The organism is Catenovulum maritimum (assembly GCF_001050375.1).
GTDB lineage: Bacteria > Pseudomonadota > Gammaproteobacteria > Enterobacterales > Alteromonadaceae > Catenovulum > Catenovulum maritimum.
On sequence record NZ_KQ130482.1, the window covers coordinates 254,126 to 277,943 of the forward strand.

The 23,818-nt window shown below is 38.0% G+C and carries 24 protein-coding genes and 1 riboswitch; of the genes, 18 read left to right on the plus strand and 6 right to left on the minus strand.

Going from position 1 to position 23,818, the window contains the following annotated elements; all coding sequences use genetic code 11:
- Nucleotides 1-439 precede the first annotated feature (439 nt).
- A complete protein-coding gene (locus tag XM47_RS00845; RefSeq protein WP_048688287.1) occupies nt 440-649 on the minus strand; it encodes a cold-shock protein in 210 nt (69 codons plus the stop codon).
- A 325-nt stretch (nt 650-974) separates the two neighbouring features.
- On the opposite strand from XM47_RS00845, the gene XM47_RS19435 reads away from it, so the two are divergent.
- Complete coding sequence (locus XM47_RS19435) at nt 975-1,109, plus strand: alpha-crystallin domain-containing protein (protein WP_281175784.1); 135 nt, start codon at nt 975-977, stop codon at nt 1,107-1,109.
- A gap of 211 nt (nt 1,110-1,320) precedes the next feature.
- Here XM47_RS19435 and XM47_RS00855 read toward each other — a convergent pair whose 3' ends face one another.
- The 5 genes from XM47_RS00855 to XM47_RS00875 are packed head-to-tail and all read right to left on the minus strand — an operon-like array spanning nt 1,321 to nt 5,104.
- Nucleotides 1,321-2,010, minus strand: a complete 690-nt coding sequence (locus tag XM47_RS00855; RefSeq protein ID WP_048688289.1) for a hypothetical protein — start codon at nt 2,008-2,010, stop codon at nt 1,321-1,323.
- On the minus strand, nt 2,007-2,801 hold the full coding sequence (locus tag XM47_RS00860; protein ID WP_048688292.1) for an FTR1 family protein: 795 nt from the start codon (nt 2,799-2,801) through the stop codon (nt 2,007-2,009). Before XM47_RS00860 ends, XM47_RS00855 begins: the two co-directional genes overlap by 4 nt.
- The gene (locus XM47_RS00865) at nt 2,791-3,141 is read right to left on the minus strand and encodes a cupredoxin domain-containing protein (RefSeq protein ID WP_078061790.1); all 351 of its coding nucleotides are present in this window, start codon (nt 3,139-3,141) and stop codon (nt 2,791-2,793) included. Before XM47_RS00865 ends, XM47_RS00860 begins: the two co-directional genes overlap by 11 nt.
- Complete coding sequence (locus tag XM47_RS00870; protein ID WP_048688294.1) at nt 3,131-4,444, minus strand: sensor histidine kinase; 1,314 nt, start codon at nt 4,442-4,444, stop codon at nt 3,131-3,133. The genes XM47_RS00865 and XM47_RS00870 overlap by 11 nt, the downstream gene beginning before the upstream one ends.
- Nucleotides 4,445-5,104 carry a response regulator gene (locus XM47_RS00875; RefSeq protein ID WP_048688297.1) on the minus strand — a complete coding sequence of 220 codons (660 nt, stop codon included), beginning with the start codon at nt 5,102-5,104 and terminating at the stop codon, nt 4,445-4,447.
- 298 nt (nt 5,105-5,402) lie between these two features.
- On the opposite strand from XM47_RS00875, the gene XM47_RS00880 reads away from it, so the two are divergent.
- From XM47_RS00880 to XM47_RS00960, 17 genes are all read left to right on the plus strand, one after another.
- Nucleotides 5,403-5,810, plus strand: coding sequence for a TlpA family protein disulfide reductase (locus XM47_RS00880; protein ID WP_053084484.1), 408 nt, complete (start codon nt 5,403-5,405; stop codon nt 5,808-5,810).
- 30 nt (nt 5,811-5,840) lie between these two features.
- Entirely contained in the window at nt 5,841-6,065 is a 225-nt protein-coding gene (locus XM47_RS00885; RefSeq protein ID WP_048688299.1) for a DUF4266 domain-containing protein, read from the plus strand.
- Nucleotides 6,056-7,300 carry a DUF3570 domain-containing protein gene (locus XM47_RS00890; RefSeq protein ID WP_048688301.1) on the plus strand — a complete coding sequence of 415 codons (1,245 nt, stop codon included), beginning with the start codon at nt 6,056-6,058 and terminating at the stop codon, nt 7,298-7,300. The genes XM47_RS00885 and XM47_RS00890 overlap by 10 nt, the downstream gene beginning before the upstream one ends.
- Before the next feature lie 66 nt (nt 7,301-7,366).
- Nucleotides 7,367-8,200, plus strand: a complete 834-nt coding sequence (locus XM47_RS00895; protein ID WP_245623394.1) for an FAD:protein FMN transferase — start codon at nt 7,367-7,369, stop codon at nt 8,198-8,200.
- 175 nt (nt 8,201-8,375) lie between these two features.
- Nucleotides 8,376-9,206: a metalloregulator ArsR/SmtB family transcription factor gene (locus XM47_RS00900; RefSeq protein ID WP_048688307.1), complete on the plus strand. Its 831-nt coding sequence runs from the start codon at nt 8,376-8,378 to the stop codon at nt 9,204-9,206.
- 29 nt (nt 9,207-9,235) lie between these two features.
- Nucleotides 9,236-10,261, plus strand: a complete 1,026-nt coding sequence (gene arsB, locus XM47_RS00905; protein ID WP_048688310.1) for an ACR3 family arsenite efflux transporter — start codon at nt 9,236-9,238, stop codon at nt 10,259-10,261.
- A 31-nt stretch (nt 10,262-10,292) separates the two neighbouring features.
- Nucleotides 10,293-10,781, plus strand: a complete 489-nt coding sequence (locus XM47_RS00910) for a phosphatase domain-containing protein (protein ID WP_048689155.1) — start codon at nt 10,293-10,295, stop codon at nt 10,779-10,781.
- A 55-nt stretch (nt 10,782-10,836) separates the two neighbouring features.
- The gene (locus tag XM47_RS00915; RefSeq protein ID WP_048688313.1) at nt 10,837-11,847 is read left to right on the plus strand and encodes an ArsJ-associated glyceraldehyde-3-phosphate dehydrogenase; all 1,011 of its coding nucleotides are present in this window, start codon (nt 10,837-10,839) and stop codon (nt 11,845-11,847) included.
- A gap of 5 nt (nt 11,848-11,852) precedes the next feature.
- Nucleotides 11,853-13,064, plus strand: a complete 1,212-nt coding sequence (gene arsJ / locus XM47_RS00920; protein ID WP_048688315.1) for an organoarsenical effux MFS transporter ArsJ — start codon at nt 11,853-11,855, stop codon at nt 13,062-13,064.
- A 311-nt stretch (nt 13,065-13,375) separates the two neighbouring features.
- Nucleotides 13,376-13,536: riboswitch (guanidine-I (ykkC/yxkD leader) on the plus strand.
- A gap of 57 nt (nt 13,537-13,593) precedes the next feature.
- Complete coding sequence (locus XM47_RS00925) at nt 13,594-14,625, plus strand: putative urea ABC transporter substrate-binding protein (protein WP_048688319.1); 1,032 nt, start codon at nt 13,594-13,596, stop codon at nt 14,623-14,625.
- Between the two features lie 15 nt (nt 14,626-14,640).
- Nucleotides 14,641-15,465: an ABC transporter permease gene (locus XM47_RS00930; protein ID WP_048688322.1), complete on the plus strand. Its 825-nt coding sequence runs from the start codon at nt 14,641-14,643 to the stop codon at nt 15,463-15,465.
- Complete coding sequence (locus XM47_RS00935; protein WP_048688325.1) at nt 15,462-16,244, plus strand: ABC transporter ATP-binding protein; 783 nt, start codon at nt 15,462-15,464, stop codon at nt 16,242-16,244. The genes XM47_RS00930 and XM47_RS00935 overlap by 4 nt, the downstream gene beginning before the upstream one ends.
- Nucleotides 16,241-16,951, plus strand: coding sequence for an urea amidolyase associated protein UAAP1 (locus tag XM47_RS00940; RefSeq protein WP_048688327.1), 711 nt, complete (start codon nt 16,241-16,243; stop codon nt 16,949-16,951). Before XM47_RS00935 ends, XM47_RS00940 begins: the two co-directional genes overlap by 4 nt.
- Before the next feature lie 11 nt (nt 16,952-16,962).
- Nucleotides 16,963-17,601, plus strand: a complete 639-nt coding sequence (locus XM47_RS00945) for an urea amidolyase associated protein UAAP2 (RefSeq protein ID WP_048688330.1) — start codon at nt 16,963-16,965, stop codon at nt 17,599-17,601.
- A 177-nt stretch (nt 17,602-17,778) separates the two neighbouring features.
- Nucleotides 17,779-21,384 carry an urea carboxylase gene (gene uca, locus XM47_RS00950; protein ID WP_048688332.1) on the plus strand — a complete coding sequence of 1,202 codons (3,606 nt, stop codon included), beginning with the start codon at nt 17,779-17,781 and terminating at the stop codon, nt 21,382-21,384.
- 2 nt (nt 21,385-21,386) lie between these two features.
- Nucleotides 21,387-23,174: an allophanate hydrolase gene (gene atzF, locus XM47_RS00955; protein WP_048688335.1), complete on the plus strand. Its 1,788-nt coding sequence runs from the start codon at nt 21,387-21,389 to the stop codon at nt 23,172-23,174.
- A gap of 312 nt (nt 23,175-23,486) precedes the next feature.
- A complete protein-coding gene (locus XM47_RS00960) occupies nt 23,487-23,789 on the plus strand; it encodes a helix-turn-helix domain-containing protein (RefSeq protein WP_053084485.1) in 303 nt (100 codons plus the stop codon).
- Nucleotides 23,790-23,818 lie beyond the last annotated feature (29 nt).

Below are 23,818 nucleotides of genomic sequence, written 5' to 3' on the forward strand. Positions count from 1 at the left end.
TTTTAGCCTCACCATCAAGGTAAATGACTATTTCTCTTTAATCGCATTAGATTTTGTTGATTGACGACGAGGATTCAGGGCGAAATTTGAACTCAAATCAAGCTAGGTACACTCGGATAGTATGTTTGTAGATGAAAAAATAACATTATGATCAACAAGCTCTAATGGAAGGTGGCCGGTATTGGTTATTTAAATTGATGTTAGGTGGTTTAAAGTAAAAGAGTGAGTTTATTTGACTAGAGAAACTTTAATAAATGGTTTTGTGTATAAGATTATTTAGACTGAGTAGATATATATTTGAATATGATGAAAGCGGTATGGCAAAAGCTGAGATAATTAAAAATATTGTGGGGAGATTACTACGAGGGATTAAATAGCTCGCTTATAGTAGTAAAGCGAGCTTAATATTAATACAGAAAACAATTTCTGTATTAATTATTTAGATACATACAATGTTTTCTGCTTGTGGGCCTTTTTGACCTTGAGTAACAGTAAATTGTACGTTTTGACCTTCAGCTAGAGTTTTGAAACCTTCGCTTGCGATTGCGCTGTAATGAGCGAAAACGTCTGGTCCAGATTTTTGTTCAATAAAACCAAAACCTTTTTCTTCATTGAACCATTTAACTACACCAGTTGTTGTATTAGACATAATAGATATCCTAGAAATTAATAAATTTACCTTGTAATAAGGTGATTAAGCGGTAAGAAAACGAATATTTAACTGAGGATAACGCGAAGAATTAAAACTAAAACGACGAGGTATAGACAAACAAACACGGCTTTCTCTTAAGCCCGAACTCCATTGTAGCTGGATCGGCCCTACGAAAGCAATGTTTATTTTTTGTATTACAAAAAAGTTCTACAAAATGACTTGATATATCATTATCTAAAATAGTGTAAGTGATTCGTCTTTTTTTGAGTTTTACTTACAAAAATTGTATTTATTTTATGTTGCTTCTAATGAAGGATATATTATGAACTCAGTTGATTTAACCCCACTATACCGCAGTAGTGTTGGCTTTGACCGCTTAGGTTCATTGATTGATAGCTCGTTAACAGCGGAAGCAACTTCTGATGGCTATCCGCCTTACAATATCGCGAAGCTTTAGCTGAGAATTGCTATACTATTACAATTGCTGTCGCTGGTTTTGCTATTGAAGAACTTGATATTCAAATTGCTAAAGGTGATAAGTTCTCTACTAATTTAGATAACATGAAAATACTCAAAGTGATTTTTTGAGTATTTGATCATAAATTTTGTCTGAATGGAATCTCATGCTCCGACCCCATAATAATTAAGGCTTATCAATGGTGACCGGCTTAAAACTCATATTCTAGCGCTAGCCTAAAACTATGATCTTTAACTGGGTTTTTAATTTCAGTTATAAAGCCTGCTTCCCATTTAAATTGCCTATTACGATCGATTCGAATAATCCCCATGAAAGCAGGCCCTACACCGATAAATGATTCGCCAGTATAAATTTCTATTGCAGGTTGAAGTTCTGCCATTAAGCGATAACGATACTTTAATCTAAATTCTGCTTCTAACTCATTTTTTTGGTTTTTTCCCCATTCATACACAGTAAAAGCATTGAGTGTTAGGCTAGTTGCCCCTAATTCTTTTTCAAATAAAAGGCCGGTCGTAAACTCCCAATCTTCAGATCTGTGCCTTTTTTCAAGTTCAAATAACATTCCCCAATCAGCCCACATTTCTCCCTGTTCAGTTAGCATCCAACGAAGTTCTATTTCATAGGCTTGTAAGGCAAAGCTTTCTACATTAGTTTCTTCTCCAACTAAGTATATTTCAGCCATTAGTTGTTCATTGAGTGCCTTACCAAATGCTATTCGTTGGCCTAATACGTTTCCTTTCTCTGTTTGACGGGATAGTAAACGCCACTCGAACTCTATTTCATTCGGAAGTACATAAGGTTGATACACTTTATCTACCACAATACCGTCAGCGCTCACAACTGAACTAAATACGATTAGTAATATGCCTATAAACTTCATTTCAAATCTCCTAAGCTACAGCTCATTTTTTTCCGCGCCACTTTGAAAACTAAACAATAAGTAATGATTGAAGTAAAAAGGCTTATCGTATAAACCAAAAAATATTCGCGAGTTGGAGCAGATACATATCCTATGAGTGTATTAAGTAGATAACCATATTCAGATGAATCTGAAATGATAAACGATGTATCCCAAAGCGTCTGTCTAGTATCCACTAAGCCAATTTGTTGTAATTTAGTTAGGCCTTGAGTGGCTATACCAGCTAAATATGAAGCCCAAAAGGTATAGCTTAACCATTCTAGTTTATTGACTGTGCCTTTAAACAGTAAAGCTAACAATGTACTAAAACTAATACAAATACCTAAACCAAATACAGTGCCAGTTATTGTTGTTGCAAGTGATTGTTGATTAATAATTATTGTGAAAAAATATAAAAAAAACTCACTTAAATGAAGAGTGGCGAACATAGACACTGATGCAAATAGAGCTAAACCTAGTGGTAAGTTTAGCGATTTTTTTGTCATGATAAGGCAGCTAGAAGCGAGTAATATGAAGTAAAGACTAAAATGTATAACACTGGCTAAAATTTCGATACCGTCGCCATCATACCAGCCACTTATATTCTCTAAATTTGTAAAAATTAAGCTTATAAATGTGATAGATATAATCAATAGACGAGTGAGATTGGCGCGGTTTACAAAATGAGACGAGACAAACGCACTAACAAAGCATAGTAAAATAAACACAGGTAAAATTTCTTTAATAAATAATATAACAGTGTTAATCAACATGCTTTGCCTCCACAATGACAATGCCTCTTGCTGTATGGGGAAAGTATTCTCCAAAATATTCGTATCGCCCTGGGAGTAGTGGGCCAATAAAAACTCTTCCTATCTTTTTTGGAAAAAGTACTTTTTCGCGGTTTAAATCAAAGCTGTCAAACTCTTCTATGGTATTATCTTGATTGATGATAAGTAATTTCACCTTAGTGTTAGCTGGGATGATAATTTCTGATGGGGTAAAAATATGATTCTTCAGCGTTAGACGGAATTCTTGTGTCGCCGCCTTTGTTTTATGGGTTATAATAAGCATTAATATTAAGGCAAATAAATTTATAGTTTTAAGTAGCATCGGATTTCTCCAAAGCCATTTGCGGGAAAGTAATTAATACTTTTAAGCCACCTAAAGATGAGCGCATCAATTCGAATTTACCGCCATGAAGTTCAACTATATGGCCTACAATTGAAAGCCCTAAACCACTACCCGTTTCAGTATGTTGCTTTATTCGATAAAACCTTTGTAGTGCATTAGTCAACTGAGAATCGTCAATACCAGGGCCTGAATCTTCTATTACTAGGATTATTTCTTTATTTTGTTTACTTGCGGATACTTGTATTTGAGAAGCTACTCCACTGTATTTGATCGCATTTTTTAACAAATTGTCTAGCATGGTTTCTAGCGAAAATTCATCAGCATTAATCATAATATTTGAGGTATTAAGAGAGATTGATTGTTGATTAATTTCTATTTGGTCATAGTTGTTGGCAATCACTTCTTGTAGTAAAGAGGTCAATTTAAAGTCAACTTTGGTAGCTATAAAATTTTCTGGTGAAGTCCTATTTAACGTGATTACTTGCTCTATAACATGTGCCATTCTATCTGTATTAGCTTCTAATTCATCTATGTGATTTTGTTCAACTGAATTTAGTTTGAAAGCAGTTTTAAGATTGTGAGCATTGAGTTTTAGTACACTAATAGGCGTTCTTAGCTCATGTGCTGCATTACTCGCCATCGTCTGTTCTCTATCAAATGCAGCGGCTAAGCGTGTCAATAATCCATTGATAGTCTCAGTTATTGGCTCTAATTCTTTAGATCTATTTTTTAGTTTGATAGTGGTTAAGTCTGATCCATCTTTGTGCTTTAAATTTTCTGATAGTTCTTTGATTGGAAATAAACTTTTATTTATCGATAATGTAACAATTATACCGATAATTGGGATTACAAATACTATAGGTAGAATCGCTTCAAGTAATACAGCCTCAATTGATTCTATGCGCTGACTAACAGGTTGTGCGACAATAACTTGAATTTCTGCTTCTAGGATTGAATAAAATCGCCACCTGTCTTCCAGAAAGCTTGTGTAGCCGAAACCAGTGACTGCATTGGCAATAGCTTGCTGTGGAGCATTTTTACTTTTGAGTATGAGTTTATTATTTTTCCATATTTGAAACGCAAATGAAGTACGGGTATCAACCTGAATATTTGATGGCTTTATCGGGCTGTTTTTTAGAGTGGTAGCGATTGATAACATTTCATCATCAAATACCTTGTTTAATCTTTTATTACTTGCTTTAAATCCTTGTAAAGCCGCACTAAATGTCGCCAAAATCACAACAGATAAGATTACAGTTAGCAAGTATCGTTGAATCGACATCTAGTTTTTACTCACCACGTAGCCAACACCTCGAACAGTTTTAATAAAATTAATTGGAAGCTTTTTTCGAATATTGCTAATGTGTACTTCAATTGTATTTGATGCGATTTCCTCACCCCATTCATATAGTTTGTTTTCCAATTGTTCCTTAGATAATATTCGACCTATATTTTCCATTAGAGATTTAATAATCATGTATTCTCTGCGCGATAAGCTAATAGGTTGTTGGTTCACTTCAATAGTGTGTGATCTAGTATCTAACGTCACCTCTTTATGGCAAATCATGAAAGATGAATGAGTACCTAATCTGCGTTCTATTACTCTGAGTCGAGCGAGTAACTCTTCCATATTAAATGGTTTTGAAAGGTAATCATCTGCGCCTAAATCTAACCCTGCTACTTTGTGTTCAACACCATCTCTAGCAGTTAAAATAAGTACAGCAGTTGAGTATTTTTGACGTTTAAGCTGTTTTAACACATACAAGCCATCTAAATCAGGCAGCCCTAAATCCAGAATAATACAGTCATATGGATTGAATTTAGCTGCTGAAAGTGCGAGTTCACCAGTTTCAGCGAGATCTATAGTGTATCCTCCATGCTTTAATGATGCCTTTAATCCATTTGCCAAATGGAAGTCATCTTCAACTAATAAAATTCTCATTTTTACTCAACTTATATAAAAGGTTTATTTTTTATTATGTCTATTTGGGATAATTGTATATTCCGATGTTTTACGCATAAAAATTATGAGCCTAATCACAGATTCATAATAAGTCATAGATAATTCGGTATCTCTATCTTTTATTTTATTTAATAAAGATTAAGTCTTCCTTAAGGTTTATTAAATATATTGATTATTAATATGAATTAGCGAGTTTAATTTTATGCTCCATAACTGTCGAATTTTAAAATATATACTGTGTTTTATCTTAACAAGCTCTTCGTTACAAGCAGAAGATATGGCCGATTCAAAAAAGGAATTAGCAGCACTTCTTGAAAAGCATCAATCTAAGGTAATTTATTTGGATTTTTGGGCTTCGTGGTGTCTACCTTGTCGTAAATCCTTCCCTTGGATGAATCAAATTCAACAAAAATATCAAGATAATAATTTCACTGTCATTAGTGTTAATTTAGATCAAGATAGGAAGTTAGCAGATGAATTCTTGTCGAAAAATGAAAATGATTTTCCTGTGGTATTTGATCCTAATGGAGAATTAGCAAAAGAGTTTAAGCTTAAAGGAATGCCAAGCAGTTTTATTTTTGATAAATCTGGACAAATAGTTAGAAGCCATGTCGGATTTTTTAACGATAAAACGGTAAGTTATGAAAAAGAATTAACCTCATTAATTTTTAAAAATGAATATTAATAAACCAAGGTACAAAATAGGAGTGTAATTATGAATAAATATGTTCAACTTTTCGTTGTTAGTTTTGTTCTTCTTTCCACAACCGCTTGCTCGTCATTAGGTGTGAAGCCTTGGGAAAGAGATTTACTGGCCAAAAAAGAAATGTCACTTAATTCGTCTCCCATTGATGCTGCTTTAGACGAGCATATTTATTTTTCGAAAGAAGCATCTAGTGGCGGGCGTAGTTTTGCTGGAGGAGGTTGCGGATGCAATTAAAAACAAAAAATATACAGCAATTATTGACTGTAGCGACATGTAGTTTATTAGGCAGTGCTGCAAGTGCGGAAGAATCAAATGCTTGGTCTTTTGATACAGCTTTAATGTATTACGGTGAAACTGACCGCGTTAGTGCTGTTGAGGGTATTATATCTGGCACTAAAGAGTATTCAGATGGACACTTTCTAAATCTTAAATTAACTTTAGATACACTTACAGGCGCTTCAGCTAATGGGGCTGTGCCTCAGGATAAAGTTCAGACTTTTACTCGCCCTTCAGGCAAGGGATCATATGATATTGGTGCCGGACAAACACCACTAGATGATACTTTTCAGGATACTCGGGTACAGTTAAACGCACAATGGACACAGCCATTAGCAGAAAATTACCTTGGCAGTGCAGGTGTGCATTTTTCTAAAGAGTATGATTATTTATCACTTGGTTTTAATGGCAATATTGCTCGTGAGCTTAATCAAAAGAATACAACATTATCTTTAGGTGTTGCTTACTCTTACGATTCTATTGATCCTGAAGGTGGTGTACCTATCGCATTTACGCCTATGTTACATAAAGGCACTGAGCCTAATCGCTTGTCTGGCAGTGAAAATAAAACAACTATAGATATGTTATTTGGTGTAACACAGATTATTAACCGACGGATGTTGATGCAGCTGAATTATTCTTACTCACAAGTGGATGGTTATTTATCTGATCCTTTTAAGGTGGTTAGTGTTGTTAATGATAATGGCGAAGCTTTAACCCATTTATATGAAAATCGCCCAGATTCACGCACAAAACAGAGTGTTTTTTGGCAAACTAAATATCATTTAACAGATTCAGTGATCGATTTTTCTTATCGTTATATGTGGGATGATTGGGATATAAGTTCTCATACTTTTGATTTAAGATATAATATCCCTTTAAGCGGAAGTTATTTCGAACCGCATGTTCGTTATTATATACAAAGCGCAGCCGAGTTTTATCGACCTTTTATGATGGAAAATGAGGCGCTAGATTTTGCAAGTGCGGACTATCGAATTGGTGAAATGGATGGTTTAACCTTAGGCGTAAAATATGGAATGCCGTTAGAAAATAATACGGAAGTGTCATTTCGATTTGAGTTGTTTAAACAAACGCCGACTAACCCCGGCTATGAAAAACCTGGAATATTGGCTAATTTAGAGCTTTATGAAAGTATTGATGCAGTCATTTTCCAAATCAATTATTCATTTTAAAATATGATAGATAGAAGTTTTAAAATTAATTCTACTCCTCATTGCCATAGTATTGTTTTTGATGCTATGGCTAGTCCCTGCGAGGTCATATTTGACGAAATCAATGAGTTAGAGTTGCATTTACTTGCAAAGCTAATTACCAAAGAAGTATGGCGTATAGAAGACAAATACAGTCGTTACAATCCGTTAAGTTTATGTTCCAAAATTAATAATAGTGGCGGAAAAAGTATATCTATTGATGAGGAAACGTCCGCGTTACTTACTTTTGCTGATCAATGTTATCTCATTAGTGATGGCATGTTTGATATCACTTCGGGGATATTAAGAAAAGCATGGCATTTTGATAAATCAGATAATCTGCCATCCAAGCAGCAAGTTGATGAACTTTTACCTTTGGTTAATTGGCAAAAGGTTCGTTTTGATGACAAAAGCATTGAATTGCCTAGCAAAATGGAAATCGATTTTGGTGGCATAGGTAAAGAATATGCAGTTGATAAAATTGCTGAATTGATAAAAACGCAAACCAAACAACCAGCCTTAATAAATTTTGGTGGAGATTTACTCGCGACTAAGCCCCGTAATAACAAAAAACCTTGGTGTGTTGGTATAGAACACCCTGCGTTTAAAAATAAAAGCAGTACTGTTATTTCATTCTACCAAGGGGGAATAGCGACAAGTGGAGATACAAATCGTTTTTTAATAAAAAATGGTAAACGATATGGCCACATTTTAAATGTCAAAACGGGTTGGCCCATTGAAAATTCCCCAAGGTCGGTTACCGTTGCAAGTCACTCATGTATAAAAGCGGGTATGGTTGCAACTTTAGCTATGCTTCAGGGAACTGATGCTGAATCTTTTTTAACGGGGAATGAATTTAAGCATTGGATACATAGAGATTAATATTTTTATCGTTTATTTCTTCTCCTAGCCGTATTACTTCTTTCAGCTCAAACTATAAATAAGTCGAATTAGTTCCGAACTGTACATCTTTATACCCAAACTACTTTAGATTTAACTATTGTATATATGATTTTTTGTATATAAAATATTTCATATGTTGTTTAGGGTGTTTAAAATGAAGAATCTTAAAAAGCAAAGTGTCCTTTTTCTCTGTACGGGTAATTCGGCTAGATCGCAAATGGCGGAAGCTTTACTCAGACATAAAGCGGCTGATATGTACGAGGTTTATAGTGCAGGCACTGAACCTGAGAGCGTTGATCCGCGTGCGATTCAAGCTTTAGAAACATTTGGCGTTGCGACAAAAAATTTAGTCGCCAAACACCTGTCTAAGTTTGAAGGTCAGTCGTTTGATTATGTGATTACCCTGTGTGATAAAGCGAGTAATGAATGCAGAAGTTTCCCCAATGCGTCGACACAGTTAGCTTGGGATTTTCCCGATCCTAAAGCTCGAGGTGGACATAATCCATTTTCGACTACGCTAGGTGAATTGAATGATCGTTTAGCAATGTTTGTGTCTGTGGAAGGAAATAATGCCAAGCAGAATATTGATAGCCCACAGATGCCGGCTAGTAATGGCAATGAACTCACTTTAAGTTTTCAACCAATCGATTTTTATAAATGTTTAACAGATGAAATACGCTTGAAAACCTTGATGCTCGCTCATTATCACGGTGAGTTATGTGTATGCGAGTTAATGGCTGCAATGGCGGAAGATAGCCAGCCAAAAGTGTCACGTAACTTAGCTGTATTGAAAAAAGCTCAAGTAATAACCGATAGAAAACATGGGCAGTGGGTATTTTATCGTATTAATCCTGCACTCCCTTTGTGGGCCAAAGCCGTGATTGCTCAAACAACAGAAAATAATATTCCGCTGATTAGTTCAGAGCTTGAACGTTTATCCCGGATGCAAAATAGGCCGGATAAAGCCAGTTTTTGCAGTAAATAAGTTTAGAAGCAGTAATAAAGGATCTCATCATGGGTATTTTTGAGCGATATTTATCACTCTGGGTTGGTTTGAGTATTGCGCTAGGTGTGGGGTTAGGCCTATGGCAGCCAAGTGTTTTCCAAACCATTGCTGGGTTAGAAATTGCAAAAGTAAATCTAGTGGTTGCCGTATTTATTTGGGTAATGATTTATCCCATGATGGTTCAAATTGATTTTTCTGCAATTAAAGATGTAGGTAAAAATCCTAAGGGTTTGATGCTAACCATTATCATCAATTGGTTGGTTAAGCCTTTTACTATGGCTGGTCTAGGTTGGTTATTTTTTACTATATTCTTTGCCGATTGGGTTGATCCCGCCTCAGCGCAAGAATATATCGCCGGCATGATTTTATTGGGTGTTGCTCCCTGTACCGCTATGGTTTTTGTATGGTCACAGCTGACCAAAGGTGATCCCAATTATACCTTGATTCAGGTCTCGGTGAACGATGTCATTATGATATTTGCTTTTGCACCGCTTTCTGCGTTTTTACTCGGGGTGAGTGATATTCAAGTGCCATGGGAAACCTTGCTTATTTCAGTTTTACTTTATGTTTTACTCCCATTAATTGCGGGTATCTTGACTCGAAAAATACTGAATAACGGCAAGCAAACACAGGTAATTAATCAATTTTTGACCAAGTTGAAACCTTGGTCTGTGGTTGGTTTATTAGCCACAGTTGTTTTATTGTTTGGCTTTCAAGCCAATACGATTATCTCGCAACCTGAAACCATAGGTTTAATTGCGATCCCATTGATCATCCAAACTTATGGCATTTTCATCATTGCTTATTTAGCGGCTAAATGGTTGCAACTGCCACATAAGATTGCAGCACCAGCCTGTTTAATCGGCACTTCTAACTTTTTTGAACTCGCAGTTGCCGTGGCTATTTCGCTTTTTGGCTTAAATTCAGGTGCGGCGCTAGCAACCGTCGTTGGCGTGCTAGTTGAAGTGCCAGTGATGTTGTCTCTAGTTTACCTAGTCAACCGGACCGGACACTGGTTTCGAACCCAAGCTTAACTTTTTAATGAACAAATTAACGGAAAAAATAATGTCACATCCTTTTGATACTTTACCGCTTGATAATGGCGCTAAGCTGATTTTTACCCCTTGCCCAGGTACCAAGGAAGCAAGTTTAACTGAATCCATTGAGGCACTTAAACAAGCCGGCACTAACATGCTACTTACTCTGATGTTTGATGAAGAAATGGCTAAAAATAAAGCCACATCTTTACCGCAGGAATGCGAAAAACAAAACATTGAATGGCTGCAATTACCTATTTTAGACGATGCTGCTCCTAATCAAGCTTTTGAGGACAGCTGGCTAGCTCAAAAGCAAAATATACTCGCGGTAATCAATAATCAGGGCACGATTGCCGTTCATTGTAAAGGCGGCTCGGGTAGGACTGGTTTAGTGATAGGACTCATACTGTTAGCTTTAGGTTACACGGGCGAACAGGCGATAAATTCAGTTCAGAAAATACGCCCTAATTCGCTTAAAAATCAAGCTCAGCTCGATTACTTTAATTCATATTTATAAACTTTAATACACAGTTCAAAGCAGATACAGACAATTAAAAATTTAGGACACATTTATGACAATTAAAATTGGTATTAACGGCTTTGGCCGTATGGGCAGGCTATCAATGCGGGCTGCATATGATTGGGATGATATTGAAATTGTGCACATTAACGATCCGGCTGGTAATGCAGAAACACTTGCGCATTTATTAGCGTTTGATTCAGTACATGGCCGCTGGCATCATGATGTGACGCATACTGGCGATGAGATTGTCATTAATGGCGAGCATATCCCTTGCACGCAAAATAAAGCGATTCAAGATACAGATTGGTCTAAGTGCGATGTCGTAATTGAAGCGTCAGGCAAAATTAAAACCAAAGCTTTACTACAAGCTTATTTAGAGCAAGGTGTTAAAAGGGTTGTGGTGACAGCACCAGTGAAAGAAGAAGGTGTACTAAACATTGTTATGGGGGTTAATGAGCACTTATACGATAAAACAATTCACCCGATAGTGACAGCAGCATCCTGTACAACTAACTGTTTAGCGCCTGTCGTGAAGGTAATCCATGAAAAAATTGGGATTAAACATGGCTCAATGACAACCATTCATAATATTACCAACACCCAAACTATTATTGACTCGGCACATAAAGATCTACGCCGAGCGCGTTCATGTGGCACAAGCTTAATTCCAACGACAACCGGATCTGCAACGGCTATTACACATATTTTCCCTGAGCTTAAAGGCAAGCTAAATGGCCACGCGATTCGAGTCCCGTTAACAAATGCATCTATTACTGACTGTGTGTTTGAAGTTGCACGTAGCACGACAAGTGAAGAAGTAAACCAATTACTAAAAGAAGCTGCTGAGAGCGAATTAAAAGGCATATTAGGCTACGAAGAACGCCCGTTAGTGTCTATTGATTATAAAACTGACCCTCGCTCAAGCATTATTGATGCATTATCTACGCTGGTGGTAAATGATACACAATTGAAAATATATGCTTGGTATGACAACGAGTGGGGATATTCGAACAGAACTGCCGAGCTTGCACGTATGGTTGGTTTAGCAGACAAAGGTTAATTGTTATGGCGCTTTTATCACTCAACAGTTTATCACCTGCGATTAAACAATACTTGGTGGTGACTGGCAATTACTGGGCATTTACGCTGACAGATGGCGCACTTAGAATGCTGGTGGTGCTGTATTTTCATCAGCTAGGCTACAGCCCGCTCAATATTGCCATGCTGTTTTTATTTTATGAAATCTTTGGTGTAATCACTAACCTAGTGGGCGGTTGGCTAGGTGCAAGGCTAGGTTTAAATAAAACCATGAATATAGGTTTAGCCATGCAAATCATTGCGCTGGCTATGTTAGCTGTACCAACTGAAATGCTGACTGTACTTTATGTGATGATTGCTCAAGCATTATCAGGCATTGCTAAAGATCTTAATAAAATGAGTGCTAAAAGCTCGATAAAACTACTTGTGCCAGCAGGTGCTGAGGGCAAGCTTTATCAATGGGTGGCCATACTAACTGGGTCTAAAAATGCGCTTAAAGGTGTGGGTTTCTTTTTAGGCGGATTATTACTGACATTAGTTGGTTTTAAAGGGGCTGTCATATTGATGGCTGCGGCATTGGCTTTAGTTTGGTTGTTTAGCTTAATCGCTTTAAAACAAGATTTAGGCAAAGCTAAAAACAAGCCTAAATTTAATGAGATTTTTTCGAAAAGCCCATCCATTAATATTCTCTCTGCTGCCCGTATGTTTTTATTTGGCGCTAGAGATGTTTGGTTTGTGGTTGCCTTGCCAGTATTTTTAGCCGCAACATTTAATTGGAATCACTGGTGGGTTGGTGGGTTTATGGCGAGCTGGGTGATTGGCTACGGCATAGTCCAGTCTTTTGCACCTTATTTTACCGGAAAAAAACAAGGTAAAACCCCAACAGGAAGAGCGGCTTTTTTATGGGCTGGATATTTAACCTTAATCCCTGCGGTTATTGCCCTAACTTTGCATTTTGACTTTTACATACAAACGTCAATTATTCTGGGTTTGCTTATTTTTGGCGCTGTGTTTGCCGTTAATTCATCATTACATAGCTACCTTATAGTGAGCTACGCGGGCAATGATGGTGTATCACTCGATGTCGGTTTTTACTATATGGCTAACGCTATGGGACGATTAATTGGAACTGTACTTTCAGGTTGGGTTTATCAATTATATGGTTTAGAAGCTTGCTTATGGATATCGAGCATTTTTGTCGCTACAGCATGCTTGTTATCATTAAAATTGAAGTCATGATTTGACCGATAATAGCTTGACCTCAAATATGGTCTCCTCCCTATTTCTAGACTAAATCATCGATAATCGCGATAGGATTAGATATGTATTTTTTGGTTGAAAATGGTGCGCTGCACCAATCTGAACTAGTAATAGTCGATATTTGGGTTCAAGCATTATTCTGATTTGTTCTTTAATATTTTCCGCTGAATTTTTTAATTTAATTTTAAAAACAATGGGTTATAATATTATTGTTATGAATTTTAATTATTGGCTAAGTTTATGCTTTATTAAACTTGCAGGGGTTCAATTAAGTTGAACCAGCATAGTGCTAAACAGATAACTAGGGTTCCGGTTGATTTATCATAATGAATCAATGTCTGGTCCGAGAGTTTTCAACCTAGCCGCATAATGACCAATCACAACGTTAGTGTTTGTGTTCTTATGTTTGCGTTAGCAAAGGGTTACACGGCGGGATAAAAGCCCGGGAGGTTCAATTTAATTAGGCTTCCTGCGCTCATAAAACCGTGTAAACTTTGGAGAACGCGACATGAAAAAGATAAAAATACTCACTTTAATCCTCGTTTTAATCAGTAGTACAAATGCTTTTGCTAAAGATAAGTTTTCCATTTGTTGGTCAATTTATGTGGGTTGGATGCCATGGGAATATGGCGACAGTTCAGGCATTATAAAAAAATGGGCAGACAAATACGATATAGAAATCGATGTAGTGCAAATTAATGATTACATAGAGTCTATTAACCAATATACCGCAGGGCAGTTTGATGCCTGTAGTATGACCAATATGGATGCTCTAACTATTCCAGCAGCTAGTTTTGTTGATAGCACTGCTTTAATCGTTGGCGATTTTTCTAATGGTAACGACGGCGTTGTGCTAAAAAACAAAACCAAACTGGCTGACATTAAAGGCCAACAAATTAATTTAGTTGAATTAAGCGTATCGCATTATCTATTAGCTCGAGGCTTAGAGTCGATAGGTTTATCTGAGCGTGATGTAAATGTGGTTAATACAGCTGATGCTGATTTAGTTGCTGCATACTCAACTAAAGACGTTACTTCTGTTGTGACTTGGAATCCTCTGCTCTCTGAAATTGAAAAACAACCGGGTGCTAACAAGGTTTTTGATTCATCTGATATCCCAGGTGAAATCATAGATTTAATGGTTGTTAATACCGACACACTCAAACAAAACCCTAATTTTGGCAAGGCTCTAGTAGGCGCCTGGTATGAAATTATGGCCAAAATGGGTGATCAAAAAGTACTAGAGCAATTAGCCACTGCATCCGGTACAGATTTAGCAGGATATAAAGCACAATTGGCTAGCACAGAAATGTTTTATCAGGCTAAAAATGCTGTTGAGTTTACAAAAAATGTAAAGCTAGCTCAAACCATGAAATATGTTGCTGATTTTTCGTTTGACCATGGTTTATTAGGCGACGGAGCACCAGATTCAGGTTTTATTGGTATACAAACGCCAGCAGCCATAATTGGTAATCCACATAACATTAAACTCAGATTTGATCCGAGCTTTATGCAAATGGCAGCTGACGGCAATTTATAAGTCTGGTTTATCTATATGAAAAAATTGATGAATTTAGAGCCGTCGCGTTCTCTTAAAGGTTTTCTTGCCATTATGCCATTCATCTTAATTTTGATGCTGTACTGGACAGCATCAAATGACAGACTGGCTGAAAACCCTTATGACAAGCTGTTGCCGAGTTTTACTCAAATCTCAGATGCAGTTGAACGCATGGCTTTTACCGAAGATAAACGTAGTGGAAAATACCTATTTTGGGATGACACCAGCGCAAGCTTATACCGGATCTGTATCGGTATTGGTATCAGTGCTGCCTTGGGGTTAATACTTGGTATGTTATCAGGCTTATTACCTCTGGTTCGCTCTGGGTTTTCTCCACTAATCACTATTGTTTCCTTAATTCCACCTATGGCCGTGTTACCGATTCTTTTTATTAGCTTTGGGTTAGGCGAGCTGGCTAAAGTTATGTTAATTATTATTGGGACCGCCCCTGTGATTATTCGTGACGTTCAGTCTCATGTGCGTCAACTGCCTTCTGAAATTTTAATTAAAGCACAAACCTTAGGTGCGTCCACTTGGTTAGTGGCCATTCGGGTGGTGTTGCCGCAAATTATGCCGCGTTTGATTTCAGCAATGAGGTTATCTTTAGGTACAGCATGGTTATTTTTAATTGCTGCTGAAGCGATTGCCGCGCAAGAAGGCCTTGGGTATAGAATTTTTTTAGTGCGCCGCTATATGTCAATGGATGTGATTTTACCTTATGTGATTTGGATAACGACCTTAGCTTTTGCAATGGATTTTAGCCTACGTAAACTGTCTGAGCTGTGTTTCCCTTGGTATCACCATCAGGAGGCTGGCAAATGAGTTTATTAAAAATTAGCAATGTCTGGAAATCGTACGGTGACGTACAAATTTTAGAGCAATTAAACCTTGAAGTAGAACAAGGTGAATTTGTTTCTATGGTTGGGGCATCTGGCTGCGGTAAAACCACGTTATTAAAAATGATTTTAGGCAGTGAACAGGTCAGCAAAGGCAAGATATTGTTGGAAGACAATCCAATACCACCCGAGCCTAACGAAGCTAGGGGCATTGTCTTTCAAAAATATTCAGTATTTCCGCATTTAACGGTTTTACAAAATGTGATGATTGCAGATGAGTTTTCGGCATCTAGCTTTTTAGGTCGTACATTTGGTAAACAAAAGCGGCTAATTATTGAAAAAGCTACTGACTTTATCCAAGCCGTTGGCTTGGCTCATGCACTAAACAAATATCCTCATCAATTATCCGGTGGTATGCAGCAGCGATTAGCTATTGCGCAAGCGTTAATGAAATCGCCCAAAATTTTATTATTGGACGAGCCATTTGGGGCACTTGATCCTGGCATTCGAAAAGATATGCACCAGCTTATTCGCAAAATTTGGAAAGAAAATAAGCTGACCATTTTTATGGTAACGCATGATATTCAGGAAGGATTTGAGCTTGGGTCACGACTTTGGGTATTTGACAAGCCACGCCAAGATCCTCAAGCACCAACTGCTTATGGTGCACAAATCACTTATGACTTACCTCTGACTAATAAAGTGCAGCAAGAAGCTGGTCATGCTATTGCTGAAAAATATACCCGAAAGGTTGTTAACATATGATTTTATATAAAGATACTTTGACATCAGGCAAACACTGGTCATTGCGAATGCGACGAGGCACCAGTTTACGTTTAATTGATAAAACCGGTGGCGCTAATCTAGGAGTATTATTTTACAACTCTGAAAACTTACTAGAGCGTTATAACGCGCCGGATACCTTAAAATGTCAGCACACTTTTAAGTTGACTCAAGGCCACTGTTTATACTCTGATATGGGGCGTATCTTCTGCGCTATAACAGAAGATAGTTTTGGCTGGCATGACACTGTGTGTGGTAATACCAATGCCGCTATGGTTGAAAAAAAGTGGGGCAAACGAGATTACCAAACTCACAGAAACGACTGGAAGCAAAATGGCAATGATGCATTTTTAGTTGAAGCCACCAAATATGGCCTAAATAAACAAGATTTAGCCGCCAATCTAAATCTATTTAGCAAGGTTGTGCCTAACAATGATGGCGATTTAACTTATGCGACGCAGCAATCGAAAGCTGGTGATTTTATTGAACTCAGGTTTGAAATGGATACGCTCGTATTGCTTCATACTTGCCCACACCCCTTAAATGAAGCAGCACAATATCCCGAATTTGAGCTTGAATATCAAATTATAAAATCAGCGCCACTGGCTGAAGACGATTTGTGTAAAAACGCTTGCGAAGAAAACCAGCGAGGTTATGAAAATAACCGTTTATATCACTTAGGTCTATAAGGAGCAGTTTTATGATTATTGAAAGTTTATTGCAAGCAGAACAAGCATTTAGCCGTGAAGTTGTTGAGGCGGGTGATTACTATCTAAAAGTAGTTAAAAAAGGCCAAACCTTCAGAATTTTAGATTTAGAAGGCAATCAAGCTGCAGATACCTTGTTTTATAACGCTAATGATATTAGTGAACGCTACAGTGCAACCGACACCATTCGAGAACAAGGTAATTTATATTTAACCTCAGGTAGTGTACTAATGTCGAATGAATGCCAGCCTATGCTTAAAATTGTAGCGGATACTTGCGGCAGACACGACACAGTCGGCGGTGCTTGTGCCACAGAAAGTAATACAGTGCGTTATGCACTTGAAAAAAAATGCATGCATGCATGCCGCGATAGCTGGCTATTAGCGATTGCCGAAAATGAAACGTTAGGGCTGACTAAAAAAGATATTACTCACAATATTAATTTTTTCATGAATGTGCCTGTCACTGCCGATGGTAAACTTACTTTTGCTGACGGTATTAGTGGCGCAGGTAAGTATGTTGAACTTGAAGCGCTAATGGATGTTGTTGTGTTAATTTCAAACTGCCCACAGCTTAACAACCCTTGTAATGCTTATAACCCAACTCCGATTGAAGTATTAATTTGGCAATAAGGTCAACTAGTCAATCAATTATAATTTTGGCTCTAAAAGCAAAATGTTTTTTCAACATGAAAAAACGCTTCAAATTAATGAAGCTTTGTATAAAAAGCAGCCACTACGCGCTGTAACCGGGACGGCCCGGCTACTAAAGTTTGATGCGGGACGACCCGCAAAGACGAGTGAAATATTATGTTTAACACTGTCCTAATCGCAAATCGAGGCGCTATTGCCTGTCGTATCATTCGCACATTAAAAAAACTTGGCATTAAAAGTATTGCCGTTTACTCACAAGCCGACAAAGAATCTTTGCATGTTACTCAAGCCGATGAAGCATACAGCTTAGGCGAAGGTGCAGCCGCGACCACATATTTAAATCAAGATAAAATCATTGAGATTGCCAATCAAACTGGCGCACAAGCCATTCATCCTGGCTATGGCTTTTTAAGCGAAAACGCGAGTTTTTCCGAAAAATTAAAACAAGAAAACATAGGTTTTATTGGCCCGCGGGCCCAGCAAATGATCGACTTTGGATTAAAACATCAAGCTAGAGATATTGCTGAAAAAGCAAATGTACCTTTAGTGCCTGGCAGTGGCTTAATTTCAGACGTTGAAGAATTAACTCAATATGCCGAAAACGTGGGTTTTCCTGTCATGCTTAAAAGCACTGCAGGTGGTGGTGGTATTGGGATGCAAAGATGCGATACAGTAACTGAACTCGAAAAAGCGTTTATTAATGTAAAACATTTAGGTGCCCAAAACTTTGCCAACGACGGTGTATTTGTTGAAAAATTTGTAGAGAAAGCTCGCCATATTGAAGTTCAAGTTATAGGGAATGGATTTGGTCAGGTGGTCACTTTAGGTGAGCGTGATTGCTCTAGTCAGCGCCGCAACCAAAAAGTAATTGAAGAAACACCAGCGCCTAACTTACCGGCTAAAACTCGCAGCGCCATGCTAGCGACAGCTAAAAATTTAATGGCTTCAATTCAATATTTAAATGCGGGTACAGTTGAATTTATTTATGACCAGGATCAAGACACATTTTATTTTTTAGAAGTCAACACTCGCTTGCAGGTTGAACATGGTGTCACTGAAATGTGTTATCAGCTTGATTTAGTGGAGTGGATGTTAAAAGTCGCTTATAGCGAGCATGTGCAAAAACAGGCATTAGATTTAACAGAATTAGACGCAATGAAACCGCAAGGCCATGCAATTCAAGCACGGATTTATGCTGAAAATCCGGTAAAAAATTTCCAACCGTCTGCAGGGCTTTTAACTCAAGTGGAATGGCCGCTACAAGATGTAAGAGTTGATCACTGGGTTGAAGCAGGATTAACGGTTTCTCCATTTTTTGATCCTATGTTGGCTAAAGTGATAGTGCATTCAGATAATCGTGATGCGGCCATTGCCAAACTGGATAAAGCCTTAACCGACTCGAATATTTATGGGGTGATTACCAATGTAGATTATGTTCAGCAAATTTTAGCTGACGATAGCTTTAAACAAGGCAAAATATTTACCCGTAGCTTAAATGATTTTCAAGCCAGCTTTGCTGGATTTGAAGTATTAAAAGCCGGCACTATGACCACAATTCAAGATTATCCGGCACGTACAGGTTATTGGGATATAGGCGTGCCGCCATCTGGTCCATTCGATTTTTATTCGTTTCGCTTAGCGAATCGTTTATTAAATAACTCAGAAGATGCAGCCGGTTTAGAAATTACCTTACAAGGCCCCAGCCTTAAGTTTTATCAGGATTGCCAAGTTGTGGTAACAGGCGCTGAAATTGAAATTAACTTAGATGACCAAGTACAAAACAATCACCAAATTATTTCAATCAAAGCAGGACAAACTTTAAAAATCGGTAAAGTGCTCGCCGCAGGTGCTCGCGCTTATTTAGCTGTCAGTGGTGGTATTCAATGCCCAGACTATTTAGGCAGCAAAAGTACCTTTACGTTAGGTCAGTTTGGCGGACATTGTGGCCGTGCTCTACGCATGGGGGACTTTCTGTCTATTGCTAAATCGTCTGAGATATTGCCTGTTAATCAAATCCCAAGAAAGGTTATCGCACCTGTAACCAAGGATTGGACAGTAAGAGTTATATATGGTCCACATGGCGCGCCAGACTTTTTTACTGAAGATGATATTGATCAAATTCAATTTCATACTTGGAAAATCCATTATAACTCAAGTCGCACAGGCATACGTTTAATTGGACCTAAACCTGAGTGGGCTCGTGAAACTGGTGGCGAAGCGGGTCTGCATCCGTCTAATATTCATGATAATGCCTACGCTTTTGGCACAGTCGATTTTACTGGCGATATGCCCGTTATTTTAGGGCCAGATGGACCAAGTTTAGGTGGTTTTGTTTGTCCATTTACCGTAATCAGTGCTGACTTATGGAAGCTAGGTCAGTTAAAAGCGGGTGACAATTTAAAATTTGAAGTGGTTGATTTAGCAAGTGCTAAGCAAATTGAAATCGCGCAAAATCAACAAGTCAATCAATTAGAAACAATCTCATGCGATTACCAAACCGCAGCTATTTCAACGCCAATTCTAGATACATTAGAAACTGACGATGGCGAACCGGGTTTAGTTTTTCGCCAAGCCGGTGATAAATTTTTATTGGCAGAATATGGTGAGCTGGTTTTAGATTTAACCTTGCGAGCTCGCGTTCAGGCATTATTAGAAGGGCTTCAAGCTAAAAATCTCAACGGCGTGTTAGAGTTAACCCCAGGCATTCGCTCGTTGCAAATTCATTATGAAAACCTAGTGTTAGATGTTAAAGACTTAATTGAAACCATAAAGCAAATTGATTTAGGTTTAGGTGATACCCGCCAGCTCAGTTTTGAGTCAAGAGTTGTTCATCTACCACTTAGTTGGAATGATAAAGCCTGTCAGGAAGCAATTGATAAATATGTGCAATCAGTCAGAAAAGATGCCCCTTGGTGTCCATCTAACCTTGAATTTATTAAGCGCATAAATGGCTTAGATAACATAGATCAAGTGAAAGAGATTGTCTTTAACGCAAATTACCTTGTATTAGGCTTAGGTGACGTCTACCTAGGCGCACCAGTTGCAACCCCGTTGGATAAATGTCACCGATTAGTGACGACTAAATATAACCCCGCGCGAACCTGGACTGCTGAAAATTCGGTGGGCATTGGTGGAGCCTATATGTGCATTTATGGCATGGAAGGTCCTGGTGGTTACCAGTTTGTTGGCCGAACTGTGCAAATGTGGAACCGTTACCGCAGTAATGAAGTATTCAACCAACCTTGGCTGTTACGATTTTTTGATCAAGTTAAGTATTACCCAGTCAGCCATGAAGAGTTAATGCAAATTCGTGAAGATTTTCCATTAGGTAAATGGCAGCCAAAAGTTGAAGCAGCTACCGTGTCTATGCCAGAACTTATCCAGCAATGGAAAGATAACGCTGACAATATTGATCGCTTCACAAAACAGCGCGAACAAGCCTTTGCTAGCGAAATGGCTGAATGGAAACGAACAGGGCAGCTTAATTATTCATTTGAAGCCGATGCAGAGCAACAAACAGAAAGCATTCAACTAGCTGAAAATCAGTATTTAATGGAGGCAACCGCTGCAGGCAGTGTTTGGAAAGTAAGTTGTCAGGCTGAGCAACAAATACAATCGGGTGAATCTATGATAGTGCTCGAATCTATGAAAATGGAAATTGATATCGCGGCTACTGAATCTGCAAAAGTTGTTAAGGTATTAGTAAAAGAAGGTCAGCAAGTTCATGCAGGTCAAGCATTAATGGTATTGGAGGAAGCTTAATTATGAATAAAATAAACTTAACTATCAGTGAATTAAATAAAGCTTATACAAGTGGCACTTTATCACCAGCAGTGCTTATTCCTGAACTTATTTCACAGGCAAAAAAACAGCAAGCCGTTTGGATCCACTTATTAAATGAGGATGAGCTGCAACCTTATTTAGCAGGCTTAAAAACTAAGTCACCTCAAACACATGCACTATATGGTGTGCCATTTGCGATTAAAGATAATATTGATTTAGCGGGTGTGCCTACCACAGCAGCTTGTGCTGAGTTTAGCTATATCCCAGAAAAATCGGCTTTTGTGGTTGAGCAATTGATAGCTGCAGGTGCCATTCCAATCGGTAAAACGAATTTAGACCAATTCGCCACTGGCTTGGTTGGTACTCGTTCACCTTATGGCGAAACACCAAATGCATTTAATCCAGATTACATTTCGGGTGGGTCTAGCTCAGGATCGGCCGTTTCACTAGCCTTGGGCACAGTGAGCTTTTCATTAGGCACTGACACAGCTGGATCTGGCCGAGTACCTGCTTGTTTTAATAATTTGGTTGGGTTAAAACCGAGCAAAGGCTTGTTATCAACATCGGGTGTGGTTCCGGCTTGTCGCAGTTTAGATTGTGTCAGTATTTTTGCTTTAACCGCGCATGATGCAAATCAAGTATTTCAAATCGCTGCGCAGTACGATAGCCAAGATAGCTTTTCGCGTAGTAACCCCGCGGCGAATCAAGCGCCGGTTTTAGCGAAAGCTAATTTTACTTTTGCTGTCCCTTTCGATGAACAATTAACTTTTTTTGGTGATCATGCTTATCAAGCTGAATTTGAAAAAGCAGTTGCAGGGCTCGAGGCGATAGGCGGCCATAAAAAGCAGCTCGATTTTTCACCTATGTTACAGGCAGCTAAATTATTGTACGAAGGCCCTTGGGTTGCAGAGCGCTATATAGCAACTCAACATATTATTGAAAACCAATCACAAGCCATGTTGGATGTCACCCGAACTATTATTAGCTCAGGGAATAAACCATTAGCAACGGATTGTTTTGCTGCGCTTTATCAGTTACAAGCACTAAAAAAACAAGCCGATTTAATTGTTGAACAGGTTGATTTTTTAGTGAGTCCTACTGCGGGCAGGCACTACAGTCGTGAAGAAATTCGCGAAAATCCAATTGGCTTTAATTCTAATTTAGGTTACTACACCAACTTTATGAACCTATTAGATTTCTCGGCCATTGCAGTGCCAACCAGTTTTACTGATAACAATATGCCATTTGGGATAACCCTATTCGGTCAGGCAATGCAAGATCAAACCTTATTAGCTTATGCTGATAAAATTATGCAGTACAATCAACTCACTTTAGGTGCAACTGATTGGCCATTTATAACTGAAAATATAAATTCAGATGATAATCCTGGTTTTATTGATCTCGCTGTGTGTGGCGCGCATTTATCTAACATGGCGCTTAACTGGCAGTTAATTGAACGTGACGCCCAGTTAATCGAAACCACAACCACAGCTAGTGCTTATCAAATGTATGCCGTACCTGGGCAAGTAGAGCGTCCAGCATTAATACGTTCATCCGGTGAAACCCAATCATTTGAAGTGGAAGTGTGGCGCATGCCGACTGAACATTTTGCTTCTTTTGTTCAAGGGATTGCTGCACCTTTAGGGATAGGCAAGGTTGAGATGAAAGATGGCCGTTTTGTCAGCGGTTTTATTGCAGAAAGTATAGCGCAAAGTGGTGTCAATATTAGTCAGTTTGGGAGCTGGCGAAAATATATTGAACAGAAATAAGACTTTGACCTATCGGCGTACTTGCCTTTGTTTATAGTTGAAATTTCAGCCCAAAGAACAATGTTTATTGTCATATAGTTTTGAACTCAAGCTAAACAACCCCATGGATGGGGTAGGTTGGGCGGTGTTGGAGATCAAGCCTTAATTTAACGCCGTGTTTTATATTGGCCTTTAATATCCTTATTTACATTTTAAACTAAAGCGAAATAATTCATCATATGAATATTAAGGTTATATTAATTTAACTGTCATTTAGTCAAATTGTCGATATAATGAGCGTTATTCTTAATTTTTAGCAACTAGGTAATCTCAATGGAAAATAATGCCCAATTAAGTACAGATGAAACAAAGTTATATTTTGCACGCTATTTAAAACAGTTGCGCAAACAGGCTAATTTATCTAAAGAAGCATTATCTTTATCCAGTCATGTTTCGGAAAAGGCTATCAAAAAATTCGAACGCTCAGGTGACATAGATTTTGCTGATTTAATTAAGTTATGGGCGAAATTAGATAATTTAGAAGCCTTGGACAACTTAGTTCTCACACAAGCGCAAAAAGAAGATATAAAAACAAGCCATCATTGTATCGATAACATACTCACTTACGGTTTATAAACAATTCTTAGGGATCACTTTTTGGTGAT